The 22815-nt window shown below is 45.1% G+C and carries 22 protein-coding genes; 6 read left to right on the plus strand and 16 right to left on the minus strand.

Annotated elements, in window-relative coordinates:
- Positions 1–23: 23 nt before the first annotated feature.
- The 10 genes from DXA36_RS11280 to DXA36_RS11325 all read right to left on the minus strand — a co-directional run bounded on the left by DXA36_RS11280 (position 24) and on the right by DXA36_RS11325 (position 12449).
- Entirely contained in the window at positions 24–1595 is a 1572-nt protein-coding gene (locus DXA36_RS11280; RefSeq protein ID WP_118679175.1) for an ABC transporter substrate-binding protein, read from the minus strand.
- Positions 1596–1684: 89 nt separating this feature from the next.
- On the minus strand, positions 1685–2590 hold the full coding sequence (locus tag DXA36_RS11285; RefSeq protein WP_182479018.1) for a carbohydrate ABC transporter permease: 906 nt from the start codon (positions 2588–2590) through the stop codon (positions 1685–1687).
- A gap of 19 nt (positions 2591–2609) precedes the next feature.
- Positions 2610–3575 carry an ABC transporter permease gene (locus tag DXA36_RS11290; protein WP_182479019.1) on the minus strand — a complete coding sequence of 322 codons (966 nt, stop codon included), beginning with the start codon at positions 3573–3575 and terminating at the stop codon, positions 2610–2612.
- A 321-nt stretch (positions 3576–3896) separates the two neighbouring features.
- On the minus strand, positions 3897–5681 hold the full coding sequence (locus DXA36_RS11295) for a hypothetical protein (protein WP_147366579.1): 1785 nt from the start codon (positions 5679–5681) through the stop codon (positions 3897–3899).
- 125 nt (positions 5682–5806) lie between these two features.
- On the minus strand, positions 5807–6409 hold the full coding sequence (locus DXA36_RS11300; protein ID WP_118679320.1) for a cytidylate kinase-like family protein: 603 nt from the start codon (positions 6407–6409) through the stop codon (positions 5807–5809).
- Positions 6410–6550: 141 nt separating this feature from the next.
- A complete protein-coding gene (locus DXA36_RS11305; protein WP_118679183.1) occupies positions 6551–7906 on the minus strand; it encodes an SLC13 family permease in 1356 nt (451 codons plus the stop codon).
- Positions 7907–8174: 268 nt separating this feature from the next.
- The gene (locus tag DXA36_RS11310) at positions 8175–8687 is read right to left on the minus strand and encodes a hypothetical protein (protein WP_182479020.1); all 513 of its coding nucleotides are present in this window, start codon (positions 8685–8687) and stop codon (positions 8175–8177) included.
- Positions 8687–9082 carry a DUF4430 domain-containing protein gene (locus DXA36_RS11315; protein ID WP_118679185.1) on the minus strand — a complete coding sequence of 132 codons (396 nt, stop codon included), beginning with the start codon at positions 9080–9082 and terminating at the stop codon, positions 8687–8689. The genes DXA36_RS11310 and DXA36_RS11315 overlap by 1 nt, the downstream gene beginning before the upstream one ends.
- 161 nt (positions 9083–9243) lie before the next feature.
- On the minus strand, positions 9244–10695 hold the full coding sequence (locus DXA36_RS11320; RefSeq protein WP_118679187.1) for a response regulator: 1452 nt from the start codon (positions 10693–10695) through the stop codon (positions 9244–9246).
- 11 nt (positions 10696–10706) lie between these two features.
- Positions 10707–12449 (minus strand): sensor histidine kinase, encoded by a 1743-nt coding sequence (locus tag DXA36_RS11325; protein ID WP_182479021.1) that lies wholly within the window; start codon positions 12447–12449, stop codon positions 10707–10709.
- A gap of 386 nt (positions 12450–12835) precedes the next feature.
- Here DXA36_RS11325 and DXA36_RS11330 point away from each other — a divergent pair, with 386 nt between their 5' ends.
- The 3 genes from DXA36_RS11330 (at position 12836) to DXA36_RS11340 (ending at position 16334) form a co-directional block, all read left to right on the plus strand.
- Positions 12836–13771, plus strand: a complete 936-nt coding sequence (locus DXA36_RS11330) for an ABC transporter permease (RefSeq protein WP_118679191.1) — start codon at positions 12836–12838, stop codon at positions 13769–13771.
- A gap of 11 nt (positions 13772–13782) precedes the next feature.
- Positions 13783–14667 carry a carbohydrate ABC transporter permease gene (locus tag DXA36_RS11335; RefSeq protein WP_118679193.1) on the plus strand — a complete coding sequence of 295 codons (885 nt, stop codon included), beginning with the start codon at positions 13783–13785 and terminating at the stop codon, positions 14665–14667.
- A gap of 86 nt (positions 14668–14753) precedes the next feature.
- On the plus strand, positions 14754–16334 hold the full coding sequence (locus DXA36_RS11340; RefSeq protein ID WP_118679195.1) for an extracellular solute-binding protein: 1581 nt from the start codon (positions 14754–14756) through the stop codon (positions 16332–16334).
- A 63-nt stretch (positions 16335–16397) separates the two neighbouring features.
- Here the strand turns inward: DXA36_RS11340 and DXA36_RS11345 are convergent, their stop codons facing one another.
- The 3 genes from DXA36_RS11345 to DXA36_RS11355 are packed head-to-tail and all read right to left on the minus strand — an operon-like array spanning position 16398 to position 18725.
- A complete protein-coding gene (locus DXA36_RS11345; RefSeq protein WP_118679197.1) occupies positions 16398–17579 on the minus strand; it encodes a MalY/PatB family protein in 1182 nt (393 codons plus the stop codon).
- On the minus strand, positions 17569–17862 hold the full coding sequence (locus DXA36_RS11350; RefSeq protein WP_243114624.1) for a hypothetical protein: 294 nt from the start codon (positions 17860–17862) through the stop codon (positions 17569–17571). Before DXA36_RS11350 ends, DXA36_RS11345 begins: the two co-directional genes overlap by 11 nt.
- 2 nt (positions 17863–17864) lie before the next feature.
- Positions 17865–18725: a DUF3737 family protein gene (locus DXA36_RS11355; protein ID WP_118679199.1), complete on the minus strand. Its 861-nt coding sequence runs from the start codon at positions 18723–18725 to the stop codon at positions 17865–17867.
- 241 nt (positions 18726–18966) lie between these two features.
- Between DXA36_RS11355 and DXA36_RS11360 the strand changes: the two genes are divergently transcribed.
- Positions 18967–19857, plus strand: a complete 891-nt coding sequence (locus DXA36_RS11360) for a LysR family transcriptional regulator (protein WP_118679201.1) — start codon at positions 18967–18969, stop codon at positions 19855–19857.
- Positions 19858–19894: 37 nt separating this feature from the next.
- On the opposite strand, the gene DXA36_RS11365 is transcribed toward DXA36_RS11360, so the two are convergent.
- The 3 genes from DXA36_RS11365 to DXA36_RS11375 all read right to left on the minus strand — a co-directional run bounded on the left by DXA36_RS11365 (position 19895) and on the right by DXA36_RS11375 (position 21082).
- The gene (locus DXA36_RS11365) at positions 19895–20158 is read right to left on the minus strand and encodes a hypothetical protein (protein ID WP_118679203.1); all 264 of its coding nucleotides are present in this window, start codon (positions 20156–20158) and stop codon (positions 19895–19897) included.
- Positions 20159–20176: 18 nt separating this feature from the next.
- Entirely contained in the window at positions 20177–20599 is a 423-nt protein-coding gene (locus tag DXA36_RS11370; protein WP_118679205.1) for an SHOCT-like domain-containing protein, read from the minus strand.
- 108 nt (positions 20600–20707) lie between these two features.
- Entirely contained in the window at positions 20708–21082 is a 375-nt protein-coding gene (locus DXA36_RS11375; RefSeq protein ID WP_118679326.1) for a DUF2089 domain-containing protein, read from the minus strand.
- Between the two features lie 308 nt (positions 21083–21390).
- Between DXA36_RS11375 and DXA36_RS11380 the strand changes: the two genes are divergently transcribed.
- Complete coding sequence (locus DXA36_RS11380; protein WP_182479022.1) at positions 21391–21834, plus strand: DUF4177 domain-containing protein; 444 nt, start codon at positions 21391–21393, stop codon at positions 21832–21834.
- Between the two features lie 167 nt (positions 21835–22001).
- Positions 22002–22775 carry an AIM24 family protein gene (locus DXA36_RS11385; RefSeq protein WP_118679207.1) on the plus strand — a complete coding sequence of 258 codons (774 nt, stop codon included), beginning with the start codon at positions 22002–22004 and terminating at the stop codon, positions 22773–22775.
- Positions 22776–22815: the final 40 nt, after the last annotated feature.

The following is a 22815-nucleotide window of genomic DNA, read 5'->3' on the forward strand; positions in this document are numbered from 1 at the left end:
CTTTCAATTACCATAAAAGTTGGTTACTGGTTCTGCTGTGCATAGAATTCAGAGAACTGTTTCTGATATTCTGCAACATAGGTATCCAGACCCGCCGCTTTTAGCTCTGCAAGTACGCTGTCGATGTTCTCCTCATAATCGAGGAATCCCCAAAGCATGGGTTTGAGCTTTTCATCATAAATAGATGTGAGCATCGCCACCTCGGTAGCAACAGGCTTGGTATCGAAGGAGAATCCGGTAAGCTTTGAAAATACTGCATCATCATCAAAATGTTCGTATTCCTCAATTGTTTCCTGCGGAATGGAAGAATCATATATATTATAAGGGATTGCTTCCATAAACCAGCTGTCAATAAATGAATCAGATACCAGCTTTGTAATAGAACCATCTTCATTCAGTTCATAATCTTTTCCTTCTACGCCATATACACAAAAGTTAAAGTGATCCTGATCCTTATACATCCAGTTGAACAAATCCAGCCAGCGGGATACATTTTCCTGATCAGCTGCAGAGATTGCAATTCCCCAGTCATAATCCTTATTCTTTATTTTAAGCTGGTCCCCTACTTTTACCATAGTTTCGTAAGCATCGGGATCTGCCGTCTTTAAGCTGCTGGATATAAGGGACCCGGGCATACCGTTTCTTGCAAAACAGTTGGCAGCGTTCCAATCAGCCTCACTTTGGGAAGGATTTGTTATCAGATCCTTGTTAATATATCCCAGATCTACCCACCTGCTGGTAATCTCACAATGTTTCTTAAAGGCTTCCGATTCAAAATAACTGTAAACAGCATCTCCCTCTTCTTCCTCATTTATATATACAAAATCATTCGCTTCATTTACGGACCTTGTTCCGTCTCCGCAATAAGACCACAGGGCATAAGGAAGGAAGTCAATATTCATTACACTACGCATATCCGGATATTTTTCCTTGCATGCCGCCATTACCTCTTCCAGCTTTTCCAGCGTATTAACATCCTCCGGGCTGTATCCCAGTTCCTCCAGAACATCTCCCCTCATATCAAAGTACTGCATGGATCCTGCATAAGGTTTATTACCGAAGGGAACCGCATAAATCTTGCCATTATATTTGGTACACTCAAATCCATTGTTTTCCCCGCGGGTTGCAATCAAATCCGGCAGATGGGTTTCCAGCAACGATTCGTCGATTTCTGCCAGATATCCTTTTGTATGCCAGTCATAATTAGATACAATATATTCTACAGCGAATCTTTCACCGCTTGCCAGCATGGTAGATACATTGGTATCGGATCCCCATGGCAGATATTCAACGGTCAGATCAATGTTCAAATCCTCAAGAACAGCGTCATGGAATTCATTTTTAAAGAACTCCTCACGACGGGAAGACATATCTCCGTAAAAAATCAGCCGCAGTTCCACCAGTTCCTGATCTGAAACCGCCCCTCCTGCCTGCGTACCTTCCGCCGCAGCGCTTTCCGCTGCCCCCGATTCCACTGCAGGACTTTCTTCATTTGCTGCCGGAGCTGATTCCCCGGTTCCCTTAGAGCCACAGCCAGCCAGCGCAGAAGCGGCCAAAACCAGCCCCAATGCCAGTGCCAATAACCTCTTTCTCATCCTTTTCCTCTCTTTCCGCGGTTTCTATAAACCGCTCCTTATTTTTACTATATCCAATTGATGCACTTTCATCAACTATGATATCATGCTTAACCTTTGACAGCCCCCACGGTTATCCCCTTTACGAAGTACTTCTGCGCAAAAGGATAAAATACTAATACCGGAAGCACGGTAAATACCGTCATCGCCATTCTTGCTGTATTTGAAGGTAAAACAATATGCTCTTTTGCTGACTGTAAAGAAGAATTCGTAAGCAATGCTGAAATATTTGCCATCATATTATAAAGAAGTTTCTGAAGGGTATACAAATCTGTTTTAGTAACCAGATAAAGTGATAAGTAAAAATCGTTCCAATACTGCAGCGCCATAAATAAAATCACGCTCACCAGGCCCACCTTGGCCAAAGGCAGTGATACCGAAAAGAATACCCTTGCATCCGTTGCGCCATCGATCCTGGCCGCTTCCACCAATTCCTCCGGAACCGCTTTAAAATTATTTTTCAGCACAAACATATAAAACACATTCATCCCATAAGGCAGGATCAGCGCCCATATATTATTCTGGAGTCCATAATATTTTGTACAAAGTATGTACCAGGGTAACAGCCCTCCACTGAAAATCATTGTAAACCAGGCAAAAAAAGACAGTATATTGGAAAACCGGAAGTTTTCCTTTTTCTGCGCTGTAGCATAGGCGAATAAAGTCATAACCGCCACAGAATAAACCGTACCTATAATCACAGTCAGAAACGATATCCCATACGCCCGGAATAACATCGTTCCTTTATTTTCAATAATAAACTTATATGTATCCAACGTAGGCTTTCTTGGTAAAAGGGAAAAACCGGAATTAACTATTGCCGATTCCTCCGATATAGAAGCCACGAATGCTATCCATAGAGGAAGGAAGCAGCTTACCGCCATGATTCCTACAATCATATAACACAGAACACTTTCTTTGCTTTTACGTGATTGGATTTCCTGTTGTTTCTTCATATTAAGCTCTCCTTTCTCATCAGAATAATGCATAATCCGGATCAAACTTCTTCACCAGTAAATTTGATCCCAGTACCAGAAAGAAACCGAAAATAGATTGATACAGCGTAATTGCGGAAGCGGATTCAAACTGCCCGTTTACAATAGCCGATCGGTACACAAAGGTGGCGATTGTATCCGTCTTTTCCAGCAGCAGCGGATTCAGGCTTGTCATACCCATAATCTGATCCACTCCTCCCGCCAGGATTCCGCCGATATTCAGTAAGAACATGATAATTATTGTTGGTTTCAGCAGCGGAAGCGTTATCCGCCAAATCCTCTGCCACCTGCCTGCCCCGTCAATCTCTGCCGCTTCATACAGACTCTGATCAAATCCGGTCAATGCACAGAAATAAATAATAGAACCATATCCCGCATTCTTCCATATAGTGGTAATTATCATTATCGGCCACCAGTAATCTGCATTGGAGTACCATTCCACCGGTGTTCCTCCCAAAGCCGTAATTGCCGAATTGATAATTCCCGTATTTTCATCAAACAGCGCCAGCGCTACCATACCAACCACTATCCAGGAGATAAAATAAGGAAACAGCATAACCGACTGCGTAACTTTCCGGTACCTCTTACCGTTGATTTCATTAAGAAGAACTGCAAGTCCTACATTTACCACAACACCCAGACCAATGCTGAAACCGTTGATAACCAGCGTATTCCTGGTAGCACGGATAGCATTATTCAGATTCATAAAAAAGAATTTGAAATTCTGCAACCCCACAAATTCGCTTCCGAACAATCCGCCCTGATAGGTATAACGTTCAAATACCACGTACAGACCGGCCATCGGCAGATAGCAGAACATTATCAGACAGATGACACCGGGTATGGCAATCAGATAAAAAAACCACTTCTTTCTGATTTCCTGCATCAGGGTAAGCCTTTTGCCGGCAGCCGGAACTACTTTCTTATTATTTTGTTTCGATTTCACTTCCATGGCCTCCTTCGTTTTTCTGAGGCAACCATATCATTTGTAATTGTTGTCTTCAACCAAAAAATATTAAAATAGCTTAAAAATTCCAGCATTTTTACTTTATTCCCAAAATTTTAATCCCTATTTTTTTGAATTATTATAAATATTTGTTTGTTTTATATCAGTTTTAAGGCAATTCGCCCTGTTTTTATATTTTATAGGAACTAATAAATTAGAGGGAAAAAATCCCTGGTTTTCAGCACTTCAATAAAAACCGGGGAGCGAGCTCTTTATAAAATAGATTATCAAATATGTATATTATTTTACCTTCTTATCATTTTATCCCCAATACTCATCTTTCCATTCCAAGGATAAATATTTATTAGTCATTGAAACAATATTAATTCTATAGATACATCCGCGGGGAAAATAATTTTTATCATCGTTTTCATCAAATAACAGCTTATTACGGGACATACCGGTTGAATAGAATTCTGTCGATAAATCATCTCCATTGTATATCTGTATAAATCCTCTGCAATTTTCCGCGGCAGCGTTCAATTTAACATATTCCAGTCTGCCGTTATTAATAAGAATTTTTTCTATTATTACCGGATACTCCATATCTGTCACTTCTGCATTCGAATATAAATCAGCAGGCATCCCTTCGATGTCTACAACCACATATGGCAACTCATCCCTTGCATTTTCCACAATTTCATCAAAAAGAGCCTCTTCTGAGCTGTTTTTCAGATGTTTCATTTCTGTTACGATGGCAAACGCCGTATTATCCGCGCCGGCTTCATTTATATGCTCCGGATCAACCTCCGCATGCTTATCTGTACGATAATAATAATCTGCTGCGTATTGTATTAGTTTCTGACCATCTGGCTTTATCTCATTATGCTTTTTAAATACCTGCCTTATTAGCATATTTAGTCTGTTTATAAATACTTTATTTACATCAAGAAACGCAATATCTCTTTTCCCTTCTCTTCTTTTGCGTTCTACAAATTCCGAAGCCGCACAGGCATAATCACGCATGGTAGATTGCCACATTTCCAATTGGGAATTCCAATTTTTATTCTTCTCATGCCGCTGTGTGCAGCTTGCAATAATAAGTTTTACGCCTTTTTCACGGGCTGCTGTATAATATTTCTCAAGATTGTCCCTATATTGGGCTATATCATTATACTGCTGTTTATCGTTAATCCCATATTGTACATATAAAAAATCACCTTTTCTCATATGCTTTACTGTGTTATCAAAGTGATCCTCATCTGAAGCGCATAAACCACCTTCTGCCTGATTTGACACAGCAATCTCCGGATTGATATACTTTGACAAAAAAGCTCCTGTTCCGCCATAATTTCTCAGGGGATAACATGGAACAGGTGAGATATAATCACATACCGTCGAATCTCCCAGTATCCATAACGTCTTTCCAAAATCATCATGCTTCTTTATTCTAATCTCTGCAAGTCCTGCATGACTTCCGCAGATGCTTACATTAAGCACATTATTAGGGTACAGTGCTCCGTGTGAAAATACCGATTCCAAATTGACATTAAATGCTGCATCTATCCTTTCTCCGGGTAACAATTCCTTTTCAAATAAAATGAATCTACGCTTTTCGGAACATAGTGTAACACGTGTATTTTCAGTTTTGCTTGTATTTAGAAGCCTGACTGTTACTGTATAATATCGATGTTCCTCCAGTTCCACTGAAAAACGCAGCGGTATATATCCATCCTTAATACATCTCTTCAGAATTGGGCTATATTTATCATAATCAACTTCTATATATCCGCTGCCCTCTGTAATCTGCACAGGGTATACCTCACGATTATACTCAAAGCCATCCAGCATTCCATTCATACCTATGGTTTCACTTCCTGATATTCCAAGCAACCCATATATCAATCCGTTTTCCTGTAAGCCATATGACGTGTCAGACCTAACGATTACCGCATTTTTTTTGTACCCGCTATTACCAAAATTAAATATATGCATGACTATGTTCCCCCTGTGTATGTTCCTGGACACAAAATAAACTAAAATATTACTTCTGTCCAGAGAATATCTAATTTTTGATGTAATTTCAAATTTTCTAAGAATATCCAATCACAACAAGCTTCCTGAACTTATTAATAAATAAAAGGCCCCTTTCCGGCAGAAGTATACATTACTGTTCCTGCCGGAAAGAAGCCTTCCCGAAACTTATTATATTCCCTATACGTTATCCGCCGTTACCCGTTCTGCTCCATACATGCCCGGATACAGGTTTCCAGCATATCCGTTGTCTTATCTATTCCCAGCTTGCTGCTGTTGATAGAAAAATCATAATTCCTGGAATCTCCCCATTTCCCTTTACAATAATAATTATGATAGGATTTCCTGTTCCAGTCCTCCCGCTTCATCATACGTCTGGCTTCTTCTTCCGATACGCCGTACACTGTCTTGATCCGCTCCGCCTTTACCTGCGGATCCCCCAGGACAAATACCGTCACCAGCCCTTCGTTCCCCTTCAGAATCGTTTCCGAACAGCGCCCCACAACAACAAAGGATTCCCCGTCGGCCGCCTTCTTTTTCAAGTAATCGAACTGCATATTGGCAAGATTCTCCTGCATGGAATTGGAATACCCCCGGACTGTTCTGGAAAACAGCCTGTTCTTCGGCTTCTCATCATACTTTTTCAGTCCATCATGGGAAATTTCCTTTTCTTCTGCAATATGCTCCAGCAGGTTATTGTCATACAGCGGAAGGTCAAACCTCCCGGCAAGCTCCTCAGCGATCACATGGCCGCCGCTGCCAAATTCACGTCCTACGGAAATAATCAACTGTTTTCCCATACCATTTCCCCCAAGCTTATGAAATTGGTGACTGTCCGGACCGTTCGGAACGATCACCTGCATTTGCTTCCTTCACTTTTATTTTAGCATTATTACACACAATGGCAAGTATTTTTGACATAAGCCGCCGGCGCTTCGGTGTTAAAAATACCGGATATAAATACAAACCATCGATATCAGCACCACCATAATCGTTGCCGGAGCCGCATATTTGCAGTATTTTCCCCAGCCGATCATATGCCCTTCCTTCGCCGCAACGGAAATACCCACAACATTGGCGGAAGCGCCGATAGGAGTGGCGCTGCCGCCGATATCGGTTCCCATGGCAAGTGTCCAGGCCAGCACGGAAAGCTCCACTCCCTGGGCCGCCGACAGGCTTTTGATAACCGGAACCATCGTCGCCGCAAAAGGGATATTATCCACAAATGCGCTGGCAATGGCGGAAATCCACAATACAATAGCAATCATCATCATGGCGTTGCTGCCGCTTATCCTGGCAATGAAGCCCGCAATCAGCTCCAGGATTCCTGTCTGCTCCAATCCGCCGACCACGATGAACAGGCCGATAAAGAACAGAAGGGTTTTGTAATCCACTTTTTTCAGCAGGATAACCGCATCCCTGCCCGCCGTCACCAGGGAAACCGCGCCGATGAACACTCCGATAGCGGCTACCGTCAATCCCGTCTGTGCATGGGTGATCAAAAGAACCACCGCACAGGCAAATATGATACAGCTGATAAGAAAATCCTTTTTATTATCTATTGCGTCTTTGGGATCCGGATAAGACACCGCCCCTCTTCCCGCTGCATTCTGCTGCAGCTCCTTCCGGAAGCAGAAATAGAAATAAAGAATGGTAAAAACCAGTGCGATCAGGGCAATCATTCCCGTATTCCTGATAAAATCGCCGAAGGAATACCCCAGCGATGTTCCCACGATAATGTTCGGCGGATCGCCGCACATCGTGGCTGAACCTCCCAGGTTGGCACAGAAAATCTCCGAAATAATCATAGGAACCGGGTTGAACTTCAGCAGCCGTGCCAGTTCCACGGTTGCCGCCGCCAAAAACAGAATAACCGTAATGCTGTCAATAAACATAGCAAGAATACTGGACATCACCATAAATGTGACGAAAAGCGGGATCGTCCTGTATTTTACCGCTTTGGCAATCCGCAGGCACAGCCACCGGAAAAACCCGGCGCGTCCCATCCCTTCCACCATCAGCATCATTCCCGCAATAAACAAAATCGTGGCCCAGTTAATCCCGGAGGATGACTCTGAAGCCTCCCCCGCCTGGTACCAGAAGCCCGCAGCCAGAAAATCCTTCAGCGCAAGCGTATTCCAGATAGCCTGCATACTGTGCATGCTTAACCCGAAAACCAGGATGATCATCAGTAACCCGCAGCCCAGGGAAACGAGATGACGCTCTATTTTCTCCGACACAATCAATCCGAACATTGCCACAAAAATAACAACAGCTACTATCTGTGCTACCGTCATGTCCTATCTTCCTCCTCATGTAGAATACTTAAGATATAGCTAAACCGGGTCAGAAACAGGATTTCTGATACCCGGCTTGTTATTATAGTACAAAAAGTCACGGAAGGATATGGCAATATCTCACAACTTTTTCTACGGGCTGTCAGGCATTTTGGAAGGATACGCCCCCTCGCAGATTCGTATGTCCCCTGTTTTACTGCAAAAATGACGGTCCCGTCAGATGTGCTAACGTTCCGCTAAGAATCGCAGCACAAATGCTGCAGGGAAATCATTCCATACAGACATCGATTTCCCTGCAGCATTTCCGCAGAATATAGACCAGAGGCCTGAACAGAACCAGGCACAAAACCACATTTCCGATACAATGAGGAATGTCATAGGCCAGCCCGGATACCCAGTAGGCAAACGCAGCCGACGGGCCTCCTATGGCAAAATAGGGGAGCGAACAGAGCGCCCCGAAGGTTATGCCGTAAAAGCCTGCCAGTATGCTCCAGAACACCACAGACTTCTGCTTCCGGAAAAGAAGGTTGACCGCCGCCTGTATGCTCCATACATACAGGTAGTTAATCCACCAGATACCAAAACCGTATACCAGCCCTTCCGCCAGGACAAAAATATATATGATGAAAAAGACCTTTTTACGGAATACAATGGTATAAACCATAAGGAGCAGGGTTACCACCTCTATATTGGGCAGAAACCCCAGCGCAATCTGCCCGATCAGCAAAATGGCGCTCAACAGTGCCAGGAGCGCCATCTCCTTCGCCCTCAGGCGCAGCATCAATAGCCCTCCTTCAGAGTCAGCTCATAGCTGTCCCCGTCCGCTATCGGTGTCTGAGCCGCGGAGGTATTCACGGTTTCCCCGCCCTTGGTGATACACCACCACTGCTGTCTGGAATCGTCCGCCTGTTCTCCGTCCGCAGCGGTGATAAACATCCCGTACTGCCCCTGGGTACCCTCCACCAGCTTTTCAGCCTCCAGCACCTCTCCCAGATACTCCGCATCCGTAGTATACCGGAACTTCTTTTCACTGCCGTCCCCGTGAACCACCGTTACCGTAATGTTTTTGCTGCCTTCATTCACAGAAGGCCGGAATTTCAGATACAAGGCCCCCGCTCCCACGCAAACCAGAACCAACAGAACCGCCGCTGCAATCGTTCCTTTTTTCCCCATCATGCCACCGCTCCTTACTAAAACTCATTGTAAAATAATTTACTGTTCCCCAAACGGTAATTCTTATTAATTAAACGCTGGATTGTTTCTTTTGTCAAGTCCCTGCGGCGGACAATCAGCTGCTGTGCTTTTTATAGTTGTAACAATTCACACAGTACATGATCTCAGGTACAGTTCCGTTCCTTCTGCAGCCATTGCCTGGGACTGATACCGAATTTTCCACGGAATATTTTATGGAAATACGAGGCGGAATGATAACCGGTCCTCGCCGCCACTTCATCCAGCGACAGCTCCGGATTGTCTGCCATAAGCCTGCATGCTTTCTGCAGCCTTATATTGGTAAGATACTGCAAAAACGTACTGCCCGTTTCTTTTTTAAATATATAACTGAGATAGCTGGGATTGATGGAAATATACGCAGCAACCTGCTCCAATGCAATATCCTGGCCGGAATGCAGATCGATATATCCACAGGCCATGGCAATTTTAGAAGAATACTGCTCCTGTTCGGTCGGCGTAAAGGAATCGTACCAAAAATTCAACGTTTTCTCCATAAATAAGGAAAGCGTCTTTTTATCATGAACGGTTTCCGCCTGCGCCCGGTAAAGTTGAAGTATCGTTTCCGGCGGCAGATAGATCCCGGCAATCATAATATAAGCCGCGAGTGCTTCGGTAAATACCAGAAGGAAATTAAACGGAGTATCCCGGCCGGGATCATAGGCTGTATTGATATAATCTGAAATACTATACTCAAACATCAGTACTTTAACTGCCGGCTGCAGCGTACGTTCGGTAATTCTTTCGGCAGTGCTTTCTTTCATGCTTTGCGATACCGGAAGAAGGGACAGAACAAGATCACACAATGCGGTCTGGTACGGCAGGGTAATATTTCTGATTCCTGCTCCCAGGTTTTCTCCGTTAAAAAGACAAATCCCACAGGCCATGCCTGAAAAAGTTTCCTCCAAAAGGGAACGCAGTTCTTCTTCACTAATTCTGACAGAATAATTAATAAGGAAAACACTCCAATTATTCTGGGAGAACATATAGCAGTTGTCAAAATAGGCAGCAATACGATAACGCAGCTTTTCCGCTTCCGGCGAAAAAACACCTGCCGTACAAAGTGCAAAATAAGTGTCCGGAAACAGCCTCCTAATCTCATCATCTGTTAATTCCCGTGGCTGGAACCGTTCACCTGAAAACAATAAAAGTCTGATTTTCAAGAGTGTATGCTGCTGCTTTGTCTGTTTCTCTTCACCGATCTCTTTCAGCCGGTGAATCAGACAAGCCTTATCAACCGGTTTCGTCAAATAATCCGCCACATGAAGCCTCAGCGCTCTTTTCAAATACTCCTGATCCTCATATCCGCTGACAATAATGAACTTACATTCCGGATTCCCCCTGTAAATCTCTTCCAGCATAGTCAGTCCATCCACCTCCGGCATATTGATGTCTGCAATGATTACATCCGGCTGCCAGAAATCCATCTTTTCCATGGCATCCACCGCGTCCATGGCGGTCATAAGTTCAAGCGCAACCTCCTTCTGTTCCCCCAGCATAATCTCCAGCCCTTTCAGTACGATATATTCATCATCCACCAACAGTACTTTCAATCCCATTTTTTCCTCCCTCAAAAATTAATAAGATGCCTGTGAATGCGCACACTGCAGGTAGTGAGTACATTTTCTTCGCTTTCTATCGTAAAATAATAACCCTCACCATAAAAAAGTTTCAGCCGGTCGCTGATATTAAAGATACTGCGTCCATTATTTTCACTTTTCAGTGTATCCCGCTCCTTTGGATGCTCCAACAGATAATGAAGTTCATTAAGTCTTTGGGGGGATACTCCCGGACCGGTGTTGGAAACCGTAAAAGTAAGATCCTCTCCCTCCTTCTCCACCTTGATGACAATACGGATATATCCTCTGCACTTGCTCACGTTGTGTGAAAATACATTTTCCACCATGCTGAACAGCACAAATTTCGGGCAGCGCCATTTGTCATCCAGTCCGCAGAGCTGCCAATCCACGGAAAAACGGTTAACCAGCCTTTTTTCCTGGATGGAAACGTACTGCTGTGTCATATCAATTTCCCGGGAAACAGGAACCAAATATTCCCGGGAAAGGGAATAGCGCATAAGCATACCGAAGGAAAAAGCGATATCGGAAATAAGCTCCTGATGACTGGCTTCCGCGATCATGCGTATGCTTTCTAATGTGCCGTAAAAAAAATGAGGGTTAAGCTGGGCCTGCAGGGCTTCTATCTGGGCATTTTTCAGCTGCATTTCATTATTTAAAAGACTGGAGGACAACTCATTAATCCGCTGCGTCATTTTATTAAAGGAAAGAATCAGTTCTCCCGTCTCATCCTTTGACAGCTTTCCTGAATAGGGAGCCAGCGTATGGTTATTCTGCCGGTTCATATGCTCGGAAAGCCTGACTATATTTTTAAATGGCCTGAAGATTAAAAGAAACATGATAATACTGGCACAGAACAAAATAAAAATGGATACAAGAAAACTCAGCAGAAACGGCCTGTAGGAAAAAATATTACCTGCTTCCGGGGTTATTTTTATCACCTGAAACACACCATTGTTTAGAGCAAAGCTGCTTAAAATGCACCGGCTTTGTTTATCCGGAATAATCTGTACCGCACTTTCCAGGCTGCCGGAACCAAGCTGCTCTTTATAATTTTCCAGGCACATCGCCGTCTGCGCCGATGAATTGCTTTCATACAGAAGCTTACCGTTCAGGCAGACATATACCGATGCCTCCGGATTCGCCGCCGCATAAGAATCGAAAATGTTGTTATTATAGTTCAGCCGTGCAATACCCGGAAACACGGTCATGGGAGGATTTGGGAATCCAATATAGAAGGAAAATCCCATAGACTTCCCGTCATCTCCGACAGACCAGAACCCGTCTATCAGTTCCGGACGGGATTTGATTCCTGGAGCTAAAGCAGATATCGGCTCAAAGAACCTAAGAATTTCTGCCGCCTTCTGGTTTTCAGCATAAATGGTCAAATCCGCGAGATTGGGATCATACAGGAAAATGCTGCTGAGAAGCGAATATATCTGACTGTTATAAGCATATACAATTTCCTGTTCCGTAGTATAAAAGCCCCTGAGCAGCTTCTGCAGTTCATAATTGGATTTCAGCTGATTAAAATATATCTGTGCACTGTCCAGCTGGTTTTCCAGATAATTCTGTTCCGTAATAAGAGAATTCCTTTTTTCATTCAGATATTCTTTTGTCCGCTGATCATTATGATAGTAATATATCACGCTGCTCAGAAACATAATGGGTATAAATATTGCCAGCATATAACAAATAAAAAAACGCGTTTGCAACCTGGTTATTTTAGAAAACATATCTTTTCCTCTGCGGTACTTTGGGGATGGGTATAGCAAACCGCGTTCCTTTCCCATGTTTGTCCCTGCCGGGACATTGCTTTCTGTAATATCGCCCCTTTTTTTATTATCACTGAAACGCCGGTAAAACACAAGACAGGCTGCGCAATTACGGTGTGCAAATTCTTTGGATTTGTCAACTTTTTTTAGCCGGCTCTTGTCCAAAAGAAACGCCTGTTTAACAAAATGGCCTGCATTCAAAAGAAATATATAAAAATGTCATTTATTTTAAATGATATCTCCCAGTATCTGTTCCGTCCAAAATATATACCATTTCGAGTGCACTTTCTGCAATGTTACAATACATCTGTAAAAAGACAATACATAAAAGGGGGATAACCAACAGCATGAAAAAAGGGGTTAGAAAATTCGGACGGCAAATCGAAATTCAGTTTTTTGCACTGGCCGGTGTGCTATACCTCCTGCTTTTTTCTGTAATTCCAATGTTTGGCATAATACTTGCCTTTAAGTCCTACAAAATAACATCAGGAATACAAGGAATATTCAGCAGTGAGTGGATAGGTCTAAAATATTTCAGGGAGTTCTTTACCGATTACCGGTTTGCAGAGCTGCTGCGGAATACAATTGCTATCAGTACACTGAAAATGATATTCGCCTTTCCAGTTCCCATCATTCTTGCCATACTGATATCCGAGTGTCATAACAAGCCATTTAAAAGGCTGATCCAGACAGCAAGCTATCTGCCCAATTTTGTATCCTGGGTTCTTGTATATGGTATCAGCAGCGCCCTGCTTTCCCAGAACAGCGGTGTTATCAACCAGCTTCTGGTGAAATTGGGAATTGTATCACAGGGAATTCCTTTCCTTACGGATCCGGACTACTTTTGGGGTACTACGGTCGTTCTATCCATATGGAAAAGCTCCGGCTGGTGGGCAATCATATTTCTGGCTGCTATATCAGGAATAGACAGTACCTTGTATGAAGCCGCCGGTATTGATGGCGCAGGAAGGCTGAAAAGGATCTGGCATATCACGCTGCCGGGTATTAAAGGTTCCATTGTTACAGTCCTTATCCTGTCAATAGGCAGCTTTCTGGGGGGCGGCATGGTAGGTTCTAATTTCGAACAGTCTTTCCTTATGGGAAATACGGTAAATAACGCCACCTCGGAAATCATTCAGACCTATGCATTTAAAATGGGAATGGCCCAGGGCCGTTTTTCTTACGCTACTGCTGTTGATCTGATCCAGTCGGTTCTGTCCATATTTTTAGTGATTATCAGTAACCAGGCAGCAAAAAAAGTATCCGGCGAAGGGCTTTTTTAAGGAGGATTGTTATGAAAGTGAAAATAAATGAAGATAGGGCGGTTGACATCATCGTCTACATCCTGCTGTCCCTGATAGGGCTCATTACCTTATACCCTTTTTACTATACGATTCTGTGTTCCTTTAACGATGGACTGGATCTTATGAAAGGCGGCATTTATTTCTGGCCGCGTAAATTCACCCTGTCCAATTACGAGCTGTTTATCGGTGACGCGGACTGGAGGCATGCTTTTCTTATCTCAGTGTCAAGAACCCTGGCCGGGACTATATTATGTACAGGCTTTACAAGCATGTTCAGTTATGCTTTGTCAAGAAACAATCTGATGTTTAAAAAAGCATATCGTTTCCTGGTTGTATTCACTATGTATTTCTCCGGCGGACTAATTCCCTATTATGTTCTTCTCCGGGGATTAGGGCTTCTGAATACCTTCTGGGTATACGTAATTCCGGGCATGGTAAACGGCTTTTTTGTAATGACGGGCATCAATTTTTTTAGTGCCATCCCTGAATCGATGATTGAAGCGGCTAAAATAGATGGTGCCAGGGAAATTCAGGTTTTATCCAAAGTGGTACTCCCTGTATCCAAACCTTTCCTTGCCACCCTGTCCCTTTTTGCTGCCGTAGGCCAATGGAACAGCTGGCTGGATTCCGCTTATTATGTGAGGGATATCAACCTGCATACCCTCTCCTACAAGATGATGACCACCATTAACCAAACGCTTGCGACCGCTGCCAATGCAGATGCAGCCGGACAGATCTCACAGGCAAACACGGCCACATCATTTACTGTACAGGCCACTGCCATGGCCGTATCCATGATTCCCATTATGTGTGTATATCCGTTTCTTCAAAAGTATTTTGTACAGGGCATGATGATCGGTGCCGTAAAAGAATAAGGTTTTGAAAGGCAGTCCGACCAGAAAGCTTTGCCAGCTTGTCCGGTCTGTAACATAAGAATATAATATAGCAGGAGGAATGAATTATGAAGTGGAAAAAAGTAACAGCGGTTCTGTTATCAATGGTAATTGCCGCAACGACGGCAGCATGTGGAAGTACCCGGGAAGCCTCTCCCGATGACAGCAATACTGCTGCACAGGGGACGGAAACCGCACAGACGGAAAACGGACAGGTTCCGACTCTGACTCTGTTTGTGGATGAGACCTGGTGGCCCTATGAGAAATGGGAAGGCGCGGTCCCTGAGGAATTAGAGAAACGGCTGGGTGTCAACATCGAAGTAACCAGAGCCGCCGACGAAAACCAGCTGTCCCTTATGGTAGCTTCCGGCGATATGCCTGACATTATCTGTTCTTACCGATATCAATATCTTGCGGACTCCCAGGTGTGCTATCCTTTGGACGAACTGCATGAAACCTATCCGGAAATCGAGTTTAATGTAGATCCGATATACCAATTCGTAAACCAGGCTGCGGATGGTCATTATTATACGATTGGCTGTGGTTTTTCTCCGGAATATGAGTACGATAAATATGATAAAATACTGTCTGAAGGTCCGGGTTTTATGTATCGCAGCGATATTGCCGAAGAATTGGGACTTGAATTCCGGACACTGGAAGATTTGGACTCCGCTTTTGATAAAGTAGCAAAGGCCCACCCCGATATGACCGTGTGCTCTTTCAACAGCGCCCATAAATTCAACTGGCTGATGCAGCAGCTCGGACTCAAGGGAAACGGCTATTATGAAGCCCCGGACGGCACACTGAAATGGTGGCTCCGTCAGGATGGTCTGCTTGATTATTACAAAAAAATCAATGAATGGTACCGCCTGGGTTATCTGACAGCGGAAAACTTCGCTTACCAGTCCGAAGATGAAACCAAGGAGATCTGTGTGGGCGGCAACGTATTCGCCAACTTCGGCTATGATAACCATGCGGATAATTACAATGCTGCTATTACCGCAAATAAAGATAACTTCCGCTTCACGCTCGTAACGAATGAACTGAGTGATTCCTGTGCTTCCTATGATACCAACTGCGGGGGGCGCGGCCTGTATATCACACGTTCCTGTAAGGACGTGGAAGCCGCTTATAAACTGCTCGCCTATGCTTACGGCGAAGAAGGCATGAAGCTTCTGATGTGGGGAATTGAAGGGGATGATTATTCCCTGGATTCCGACGGCTATCCCACCTTTACTTACGACTTCCAGGGTGATAATTCCGTGCTCCAGCCCAGAGGCCTGAAATACTGGGGCTGGCTGGTCCACAACGCCATTGTTACCAGCATTGCGGAAGCCAACTCGGATTCCCAGACCGCAGTGGACAGGCAAAATCTGACAGAATATGTGAATAGAAATCCTGTAATCGGTATGATCCGGTTTGCAACCGATTCGGACGAAGCCAATATTAATGCGAAACTGGATGAAATGGTAAAAAACCAGAATACCAACATTTTCATGGCGGAATCCGAAGAAGCCTGTGAAGAAGCGTTTCACGCCATGATCCAGCAGGCCGAACAGATCGGGATGAAAACACTTGAGGATTACGGGAATGCCAGCTACCCGGAACTGAAGGCACAGTACGATGAATTGATAGCAGCGACCAGGTAAGAGCCAATCGATAAGGGCAGGTTAACAGGAGATATCTGTTTACCTGCTCTTCCTCTGCCGTCATCAGCACAAGGAAACCTCCCATTTCTCAAATCCCGGTACCGCTTCCTTCAGTCTCTTAAGCCCATCCGCCAGCCTTTCCCTTGGGCAGGCAAGATTCATACGCAGGAACCGTTCCCCATTTCCCCCGTACGCCGCGCCGTCCGACAAATACAATCCGGTATTCTGTCTGGTATAGCGGCACAGCTGTGAGGCACTTCCCACGGTTCCTTTGCAATCCAGCCAAAGAAGGTAGGTGGCCTCTGACGGTACGGCAGTTATACCCGGCACTTCCTTTTCCAGAAATTCCACAGCGAATTTCTTGTTTTCATACAGGTATTCCCGCAGGGCGTCCAGCCATTCTGCTCCCTTTGTATATGCGGCTATGGCGGCGCAGACAGCAAAGCTGTTGGGTTCTGCCGCCTCATCGGTATTCAGTGCCCGTTCCATTTTATGGCGCAGGTTCTCATCCGGCACGATGACCGCCGCAGACTGCAGCCCCGCCAGGTTAAAGGATTTAGAGGGGGAAATACAGGTAATGCTGTTCGCTGCGCATTCTTCCGAAACGGATGCGAAGGGCACATACACATATCCGGGATCGGTCAAATCGCAATGGATTTCATCCGCCAGCACAAGGACATGGTATTTTGCACATAATGCACCGATTCTTTCCAGCGTCTGCGCATCCCAACGCTTCCCTGCCGGATTATGGGGATTGCAGAGAATCATCATGGTTGTCTGCGGATCAGACAGCTTCTTTTCCAAATCCGCAAAATCTACCCTGTATTGTATTCCATCATAGCGCAGCCTGTTTTCCGCCACATGACGGCCGTTGTTACGGATGGAGTGGAAAAAAACAGGATAAGCCGGCGTCTGAACCAACACTTTTTCACCCACTGTCGTAAATTTCCTGACTGCACTGGATACTGTGGGAATAACGCCGCCTGCAAAAACCAGCCATTCCTTTTTTATAACAAAACCGTACCGGTCCGCCCACCAGGACTGTATGGACCGGTACCATTCCCCGGGCACCGTTTCATAACCGAATATCCCGTTTGCGGCGCGGTTCTCTATCGCTTCCCGGATCGCCGGCGCCGTTTCGAAATCCATATCGGCCACCCACATGGGAAGCTCTTTTTCCCCTACCTCCCATTTCAGGGAGTTCGTTCCCCGGCGCTCTGTCATTCTGTCAAAATCATATGTCATTTTCATCTTCCTTTTCTTCTTTTTTTATTTCATAAATCAGATAATCCAGACAATCCAGACGTTTCTGGTTTTCGTGGACATCATCCAGAAGGCGGCATCGCTGTCCGGCAAGGAGACGTTTTTGCTTATCCCGGTTTCCTTCCTTCCGGGATTCCAGAAACCGCCGGATAAATTCTTCCGTACAGCCGGCATCCTCAAGGTTCTGTACCAGCAGCCGGGCCTGAATCTGCCGGCCTTTTTCCTTCTCTTCCATACTCAGCCTGCCTTTTTCCTTCTCTTCCATATTCAGCCCGCCTTTTCCGCCTGCGTAATACGCTGCATGACCCGCGTGTCCTCCCGTTTCATGTCCGGATTATCAAAAATCAGCTCACCGATTTCCCGCGCCGTTATCCTGCCGGAACAAGGATTCTTCACACTTTCGATCCTTCCGTCAATTTCCGCATCCACCGTGGAATATTCAAAGGCAAGATCCGTATTCAGAAGGCGGCAGTTCTTCATGACCACGTTATCCATGTAACACATTCCCTGCTCGCTTTCCACCGTACAGTTCACCAGCGTCACATTTTTTGAATTCCACCCCAGATACTGGCCTGCGATAAAGGAATCGTACACCGTTACGTTTTCACAGTTCCAGAAAGCGTCTTTGGTGAGCATCTTCGCATTGCGTATTGTCAGATTCTTCACCCCGTCAAAGGCATAGTTCCCCGTCAGGATAAATCCGTCGATTTCCATATCCATGCTGTTCATGGCAAAATAATCCCCCGCCGCCGTAATCTCCTTCATGACCACATCCCGGCAGTTCCACAGGGTTTCGGCCGCATTTGTCATAGTGACTTTTTCCAGCTTTATATCCCGGCAGCGGCGGAAGGTTTTAGGCGCCTGTATGGTTATGTTTTTCATACGGATCCGGTTGGTATACCAGATCCCCGCCCTGGCTGTTTCAAAGAGGGTACTGTCCTCTACCTTTACGCTGCTGCAGTACCAGAGGGGATATTTCCATTGGAAAAGGCTGTTGTCAATATCCAGATCCCGGCTTTCCTTCAGCGGCGATTCCCCTTCCGCAAAGGTACAATAGGAAAGCTGCAGCCCCTTACTCTGGAACAAAGCTCTTTCTCCTGTAAATTTTTGTTCTTTCATTTTTTTCATAGCAGTTACCTCCATATATATGCTGCCGCATCAGTTGTAACAGGTCAGACAGATCCGAACTGTTACCATCCGTTCCTGTCTTTTCTTTTCTCTTTTCTTACCTTTATTATATTTCCCGGCACTTTTAATAGCAAATAGTTATATAGAATACTTACCCATAGTTGACAGGAATGGCTAGATGAAAGTATAATAAAACCACGGGCATTACCGCGCCGCGGGAAAGGAAAAGGGGGACGGCAGAATGGAACTACGGGTATTACGATATTTTTTGGCGGTTGCACGGGAAGAAAGCATCACGGCAGCGGCAGATTCCCTGCATGTCACGCAGCCTACGCTTTCCAAACAGCTGAAGGAGCTGGAAGATGAGCTGGGAAAACAGCTTTTCATCCGCGGAAACCGGAAAATAACGCTCACGGAGGAAGGATTGTTTCTGCGAAAAAGGGCACAGGAAATCGTGGATTTAACGGATAAGACGGAAAATGATTTTCTGAAACCGGATGAGCTTGTCAGCGGCGATGTGTATATCGGCGGCGGGGAAACCGACGCCATGCGTCTCATCGCCCGGACTGCCAAAGGACTGCGGGAGGATTACCCTCATATTCATTACTATCTTTACAGCGGTAATGCGGATGATGTATCGGAACGTCTGGACAAAGGGCTATTGGACTTCGGCATTCTGATTGAACCCGCAGACATTAAAAAATATGATTATCTGAGACTGCCCGCCTCCGATACCTGGGGGCTGCTGATGCAAAAGGACAGTCCCCTGGCTTCCCATGAATTCATAAGTCCCGGGGATCTGATGGATATTCCTCTCCTGTGCTCCCGCCAGACTTCGGTGCATAATGAGTTTTCCGGATGGGTGGGCAAAAGCTTTGAAACGTTGAATATCGTAGCGAATTATAACCTGATCTACAACGCCTCCCTCATGGTGGAGGAAGGCGTCGGATATGCATTAACTCTGGATAAGCTGGTTAACACCAGTGGAAACAGCAATCTGGTATTCCGTCCGCTGAAGCCTGCCCTGAAAGCAGGCCTGAATATTGTGTGGAAAAAATACCAGGTATTTTCCAAAGCGGCCAGGATTTTCCTGAGCCGGCTTCAGGAAGAAATGAATATTGTACAGTACTAGTACTACAGCGTGTTTTACAAACACACGCTGTCTTCTGTTATAACCGGACAGAAACAAAGGTACCGTCCCTGGCTTCCACATGTACTATCTCAAGCCCTTTGTATTCCTTTAATACCATACGGCATTCCCGCACCAGCGACTGAAGAAGCTCTTTGGTAATCACCTCCCCATAGGGTGCCGGAACCGATTTTCTCAAATCCTCCACGACGGCTTCCGGCAGGAAACGGACTGCTGCATCTGCCAGAGCCAACGGAACAGGCAGCCGCATATTCACATCCTTGGAACGGATAATAATGCGCATCAGCTCCTCCTCCCGCCACTATCCGATATAAATTCTGACCGTCGTGCCGTCAGAACTGTTCACTTCCACTATATTTCCCAGGGTTTCATTATCAATGCATTCAAGAACCGAGGCCGTCAGCGCTTCCAGATCGATCCCTTCCAGCTCTTCGCTTTTAATAGGAAGCTTTCCCGTTACCTTTAGCATCTGTCGTATAATTTTTACCGGAAGCTGGATATTTACCTTATCCCCGGCCGGACTGTCCACAATCACACGCAGCATTTTATTTTCATAGGGAATATTGCTGTTAACAATTGCCGTCTGTTCATATGCATCTTGATCATAATCAGCCGTTTCCCCTTCCGGCACGGTGCCTTCCAGCGCTTTTAACAATTCCACAGCCTGTTCTGCGGAAAGCTTCCCTTCTTCTACCATTTTTAAGATTCTTAGTTTTTCATCCATATCCTTTTCCTCATTTCCGCGCTGTCATCACCGTTCCTTCCGGCCAGCGCTTATCTGTCAGCCGAATCCGCCGGACATCCGATCCGTGTCCGCCCATTACGGCCCTGATTACTTTTCCTTCATCTGCTCCAATGCTTCTTCCGGGGTGATTTCCCCGTTTTCCAAAGCGCTCAGAATTTCCTTTTTGCGCGAAGAAGAGGGGGCAGGGACGGCTGTCTTTGGCTTTCCATCCAGTTTTCCTATGATATCATCCAGCCTGGATCGCACCGTCGGATAGGAAATCTTAAGTTCCTTTTCCACTTCCTTTATGTTTCCCCGGCATTTCAAAAAGGTTTCCGCAAAAAAGAGGTCCTCGGTACTGAGATAATCAAATTTGCTGAGGCAGAAATCATTTTCAATGACCGTATCGCAGTTTTCACATTGGAGCTTGACAACTTTAAGCTTTTTCCCGCATACGGGGCAGCTGCTTATAACCTGGTACATTCTGTCACCTTCTTTCCTTTCCGCTGCTTTCTGTTTACTTATTATGTGTTTAATATAAACCCCAATTTTAATAATGTCAATATTAAAATTAATATAATTAATATTTATATTCATTATTTTAATTTTATGTTATAAATAATTAATTAATATTTTTTTAGGGGCGGCTTTGGAATACGGTTCCAAATATGTTGTGCAAGTTATGCATTACCATTAGCGGGAATGAATTATGAAATACACGCTCTGGCAATTATCCCCTTATTGTGGTAGAATTTTTATAAAGTACACAGGAAGAAATGGAGGGATTTCCTATGAAACAGTGCCCCAACTGCGGAGAACTTATCGGCGATGATGTCAAGGAATGTTTCAACTGCCATTATAGTTATTTTCACAGACGCGTGATAAACTCCAATGAAATAGCCAATATCCGTTATGCTAATGAGCAGCTGGCCCGTGAAAGGGAGGAACAGCAGAAAGAAAAAGAAAGGCAGAAAGAAGCCCAGCTTAAAAAGAATCCTCTATATGAATATAAAACAGTCATTATAAACGATTTATCCACCGGGGAAATTGACGGCAAAGCCTTTAATATGGCGCTGAGCGAATATGCGGAACAAGGATGGAGGCACCATTCTGTTTTTGTAAATGAAGTAGGCAAAACGGTAAGCCCTATGATGTTTATCCAGATTAGTCTCAATGCAACTATAGATCAGACCATTCTGATTTTTGAGAGGTGTATAAAGACGGAAGACGCTTGAGGCCGGCTAGCGCACCGGTAACGGTCTGAACACCGCATTCCCGTATTTCGCGGTATAGAAAAAGGGATGATTTCCGTTCACCGCCATTTTCATGAAATCTTAATTTGTCATCCCCCTTCCCAAATGCTACACTTAACTTATATAAACCCTTTGAAGGAGGTATGAAAATGTATCAGATTTCAAATTTCATGGACAATGACGATATCAAGACGCTGGCAAATGCCGGCCCGTTTACGGTTATTGAATACGAGCGGGATCTCAGTGTGATGCCCTCATCTGCTACAGTGGCCTATTTCAGCAGTAAAATGAATGTGCGTAAGCGTCAGGTGGTCTGCGACCTGAGCAAGGCTAATGTGACCATCCAGGCCGGAGCCATGCAGTGGATGCTGGGAAACGTAAATGCCACCACCGGTATTAAGGGAGTGGGCGACTTGTTCGGAAAAGCCGTGCGCGGCAAGGTTACCGGCGAATCCGCAATCAAACCGGAATACACCGGGGACGGCGTCCTGGTACTGGAACCTACATACAAGCATCTGATTCTGATGGATGCCGCAGACTGGGGCGGTTCCGTCGTCCTGGATGACGGTCTTTTCCTTGCGTGTGATTCCAGGCTCCAGCATAAAGCGGTTATGCGTTCCAACCTCTCCTCTGCGGTCGCCGGCGGGGAAGGCCTGTTTAACCTGAGCCTGAACGGCAGCGGCGTATTCTGCATCGAAGCGGACTGCCCGAAGGAGGAACTGGTGGAAATCACCCTCCAGAACGATGTGCTGAAGGTAGACGGGAATATGGCAATCGCCTGGAGCGGCAGCCTGCAGTTTACGGTGGAACGCTCCGGGAAATCCCTGATTGGTTCCGCTGCCTCCGGGGAAGGCCTTGTAAATGTATACCGGGACACCGGAAAGATCCTGATGGCGCCGGTTTCCAAAATGCCTAACGTATGATGAAGCTTTTATTATAAGAAAGATACAGGGTATTACGCCC

The sequence above is a fragment of the Eisenbergiella sp. OF01-20 genome, assembly GCF_003478085.1.
In the GTDB taxonomy this organism is placed as follows: Bacteria; Bacillota; Clostridia; order Lachnospirales; family Lachnospiraceae; genus Eisenbergiella.

Coding starts and splice junctions, on each gene's coding strand:
- DXA36_RS11280 (WP_118679175.1), bottom strand. CDS start 1,595: ATGAGAAAGAGGTTATTGGCACTGGCATTGGGGCTGGTTTTGGCCGCT.
- DXA36_RS11285 (WP_182479018.1), bottom strand. CDS start 2,590: ATGAAGAAACAACAGGAAATCCAATCACGTAAAAGCAAAGAAAGTGTT.
- DXA36_RS11300 (WP_118679320.1), bottom strand. CDS start 6,409: ATGGGAAAACAGTTGATTATTTCCGTAGGACGTGAATTTGGCAGCGGC.
- DXA36_RS11305 (WP_118679183.1), bottom strand. CDS start 7,906: ATGACGGTAGCACAGATAGTAGCTGTTGTTATTTTTGTGGCAATGTTC.
- DXA36_RS11310 (WP_182479020.1), bottom strand. CDS start 8,687: ATGCTGCGCCTGAGGGCGAAGGAGATGGCGCTCCTGGCACTGTTGAGC.
- DXA36_RS11315 (WP_118679185.1), bottom strand. CDS start 9,082: ATGATGGGGAAAAAAGGAACGATTGCAGCGGCGGTTCTGTTGGTTCTG.
- DXA36_RS11320 (WP_118679187.1), bottom strand. CDS start 10,695: ATGGGATTGAAAGTACTGTTGGTGGATGATGAATATATCGTACTGAAA.
- DXA36_RS11325 (WP_182479021.1), bottom strand. CDS start 12,449: ATGTTTTCTAAAATAACCAGGTTGCAAACGCGTTTTTTTATTTGTTAT.
- DXA36_RS11330 (WP_118679191.1), top strand. CDS start 12,836: ATGAAAAAAGGGGTTAGAAAATTCGGACGGCAAATCGAAATTCAGTTT.
- DXA36_RS11335 (WP_118679193.1), top strand. CDS start 13,783: ATGAAAGTGAAAATAAATGAAGATAGGGCGGTTGACATCATCGTCTAC.
- DXA36_RS11340 (WP_118679195.1), top strand. CDS start 14,754: ATGAAGTGGAAAAAAGTAACAGCGGTTCTGTTATCAATGGTAATTGCC.
- DXA36_RS11345 (WP_118679197.1), bottom strand. CDS start 17,579: ATGACATATGATTTTGACAGAATGACAGAGCGCCGGGGAACGAACTCC.
- DXA36_RS11350 (WP_243114624.1), bottom strand. CDS start 17,862: ATGGAAGAGAAGGAAAAAGGCAGGCTGAGTATGGAAGAGAAGGAAAAA.
- DXA36_RS11355 (WP_118679199.1), bottom strand. CDS start 18,725: ATGAAAAAAATGAAAGAACAAAAATTTACAGGAGAAAGAGCTTTGTTC.
- DXA36_RS11360 (WP_118679201.1), top strand. CDS start 18,967: ATGGAACTACGGGTATTACGATATTTTTTGGCGGTTGCACGGGAAGAA.
- DXA36_RS11365 (WP_118679203.1), bottom strand. CDS start 20,158: ATGCGCATTATTATCCGTTCCAAGGATGTGAATATGCGGCTGCCTGTT.
- DXA36_RS11370 (WP_118679205.1), bottom strand. CDS start 20,599: ATGGATGAAAAACTAAGAATCTTAAAAATGGTAGAAGAAGGGAAGCTT.
- DXA36_RS11375 (WP_118679326.1), bottom strand. CDS start 21,082: ATGTACCAGGTTATAAGCAGCTGCCCCGTATGCGGGAAAAAGCTTAAA.
- DXA36_RS11380 (WP_182479022.1), top strand. CDS start 21,391: ATGAAACAGTGCCCCAACTGCGGAGAACTTATCGGCGATGATGTCAAG.
- DXA36_RS11385 (WP_118679207.1), top strand. CDS start 22,002: ATGTATCAGATTTCAAATTTCATGGACAATGACGATATCAAGACGCTG.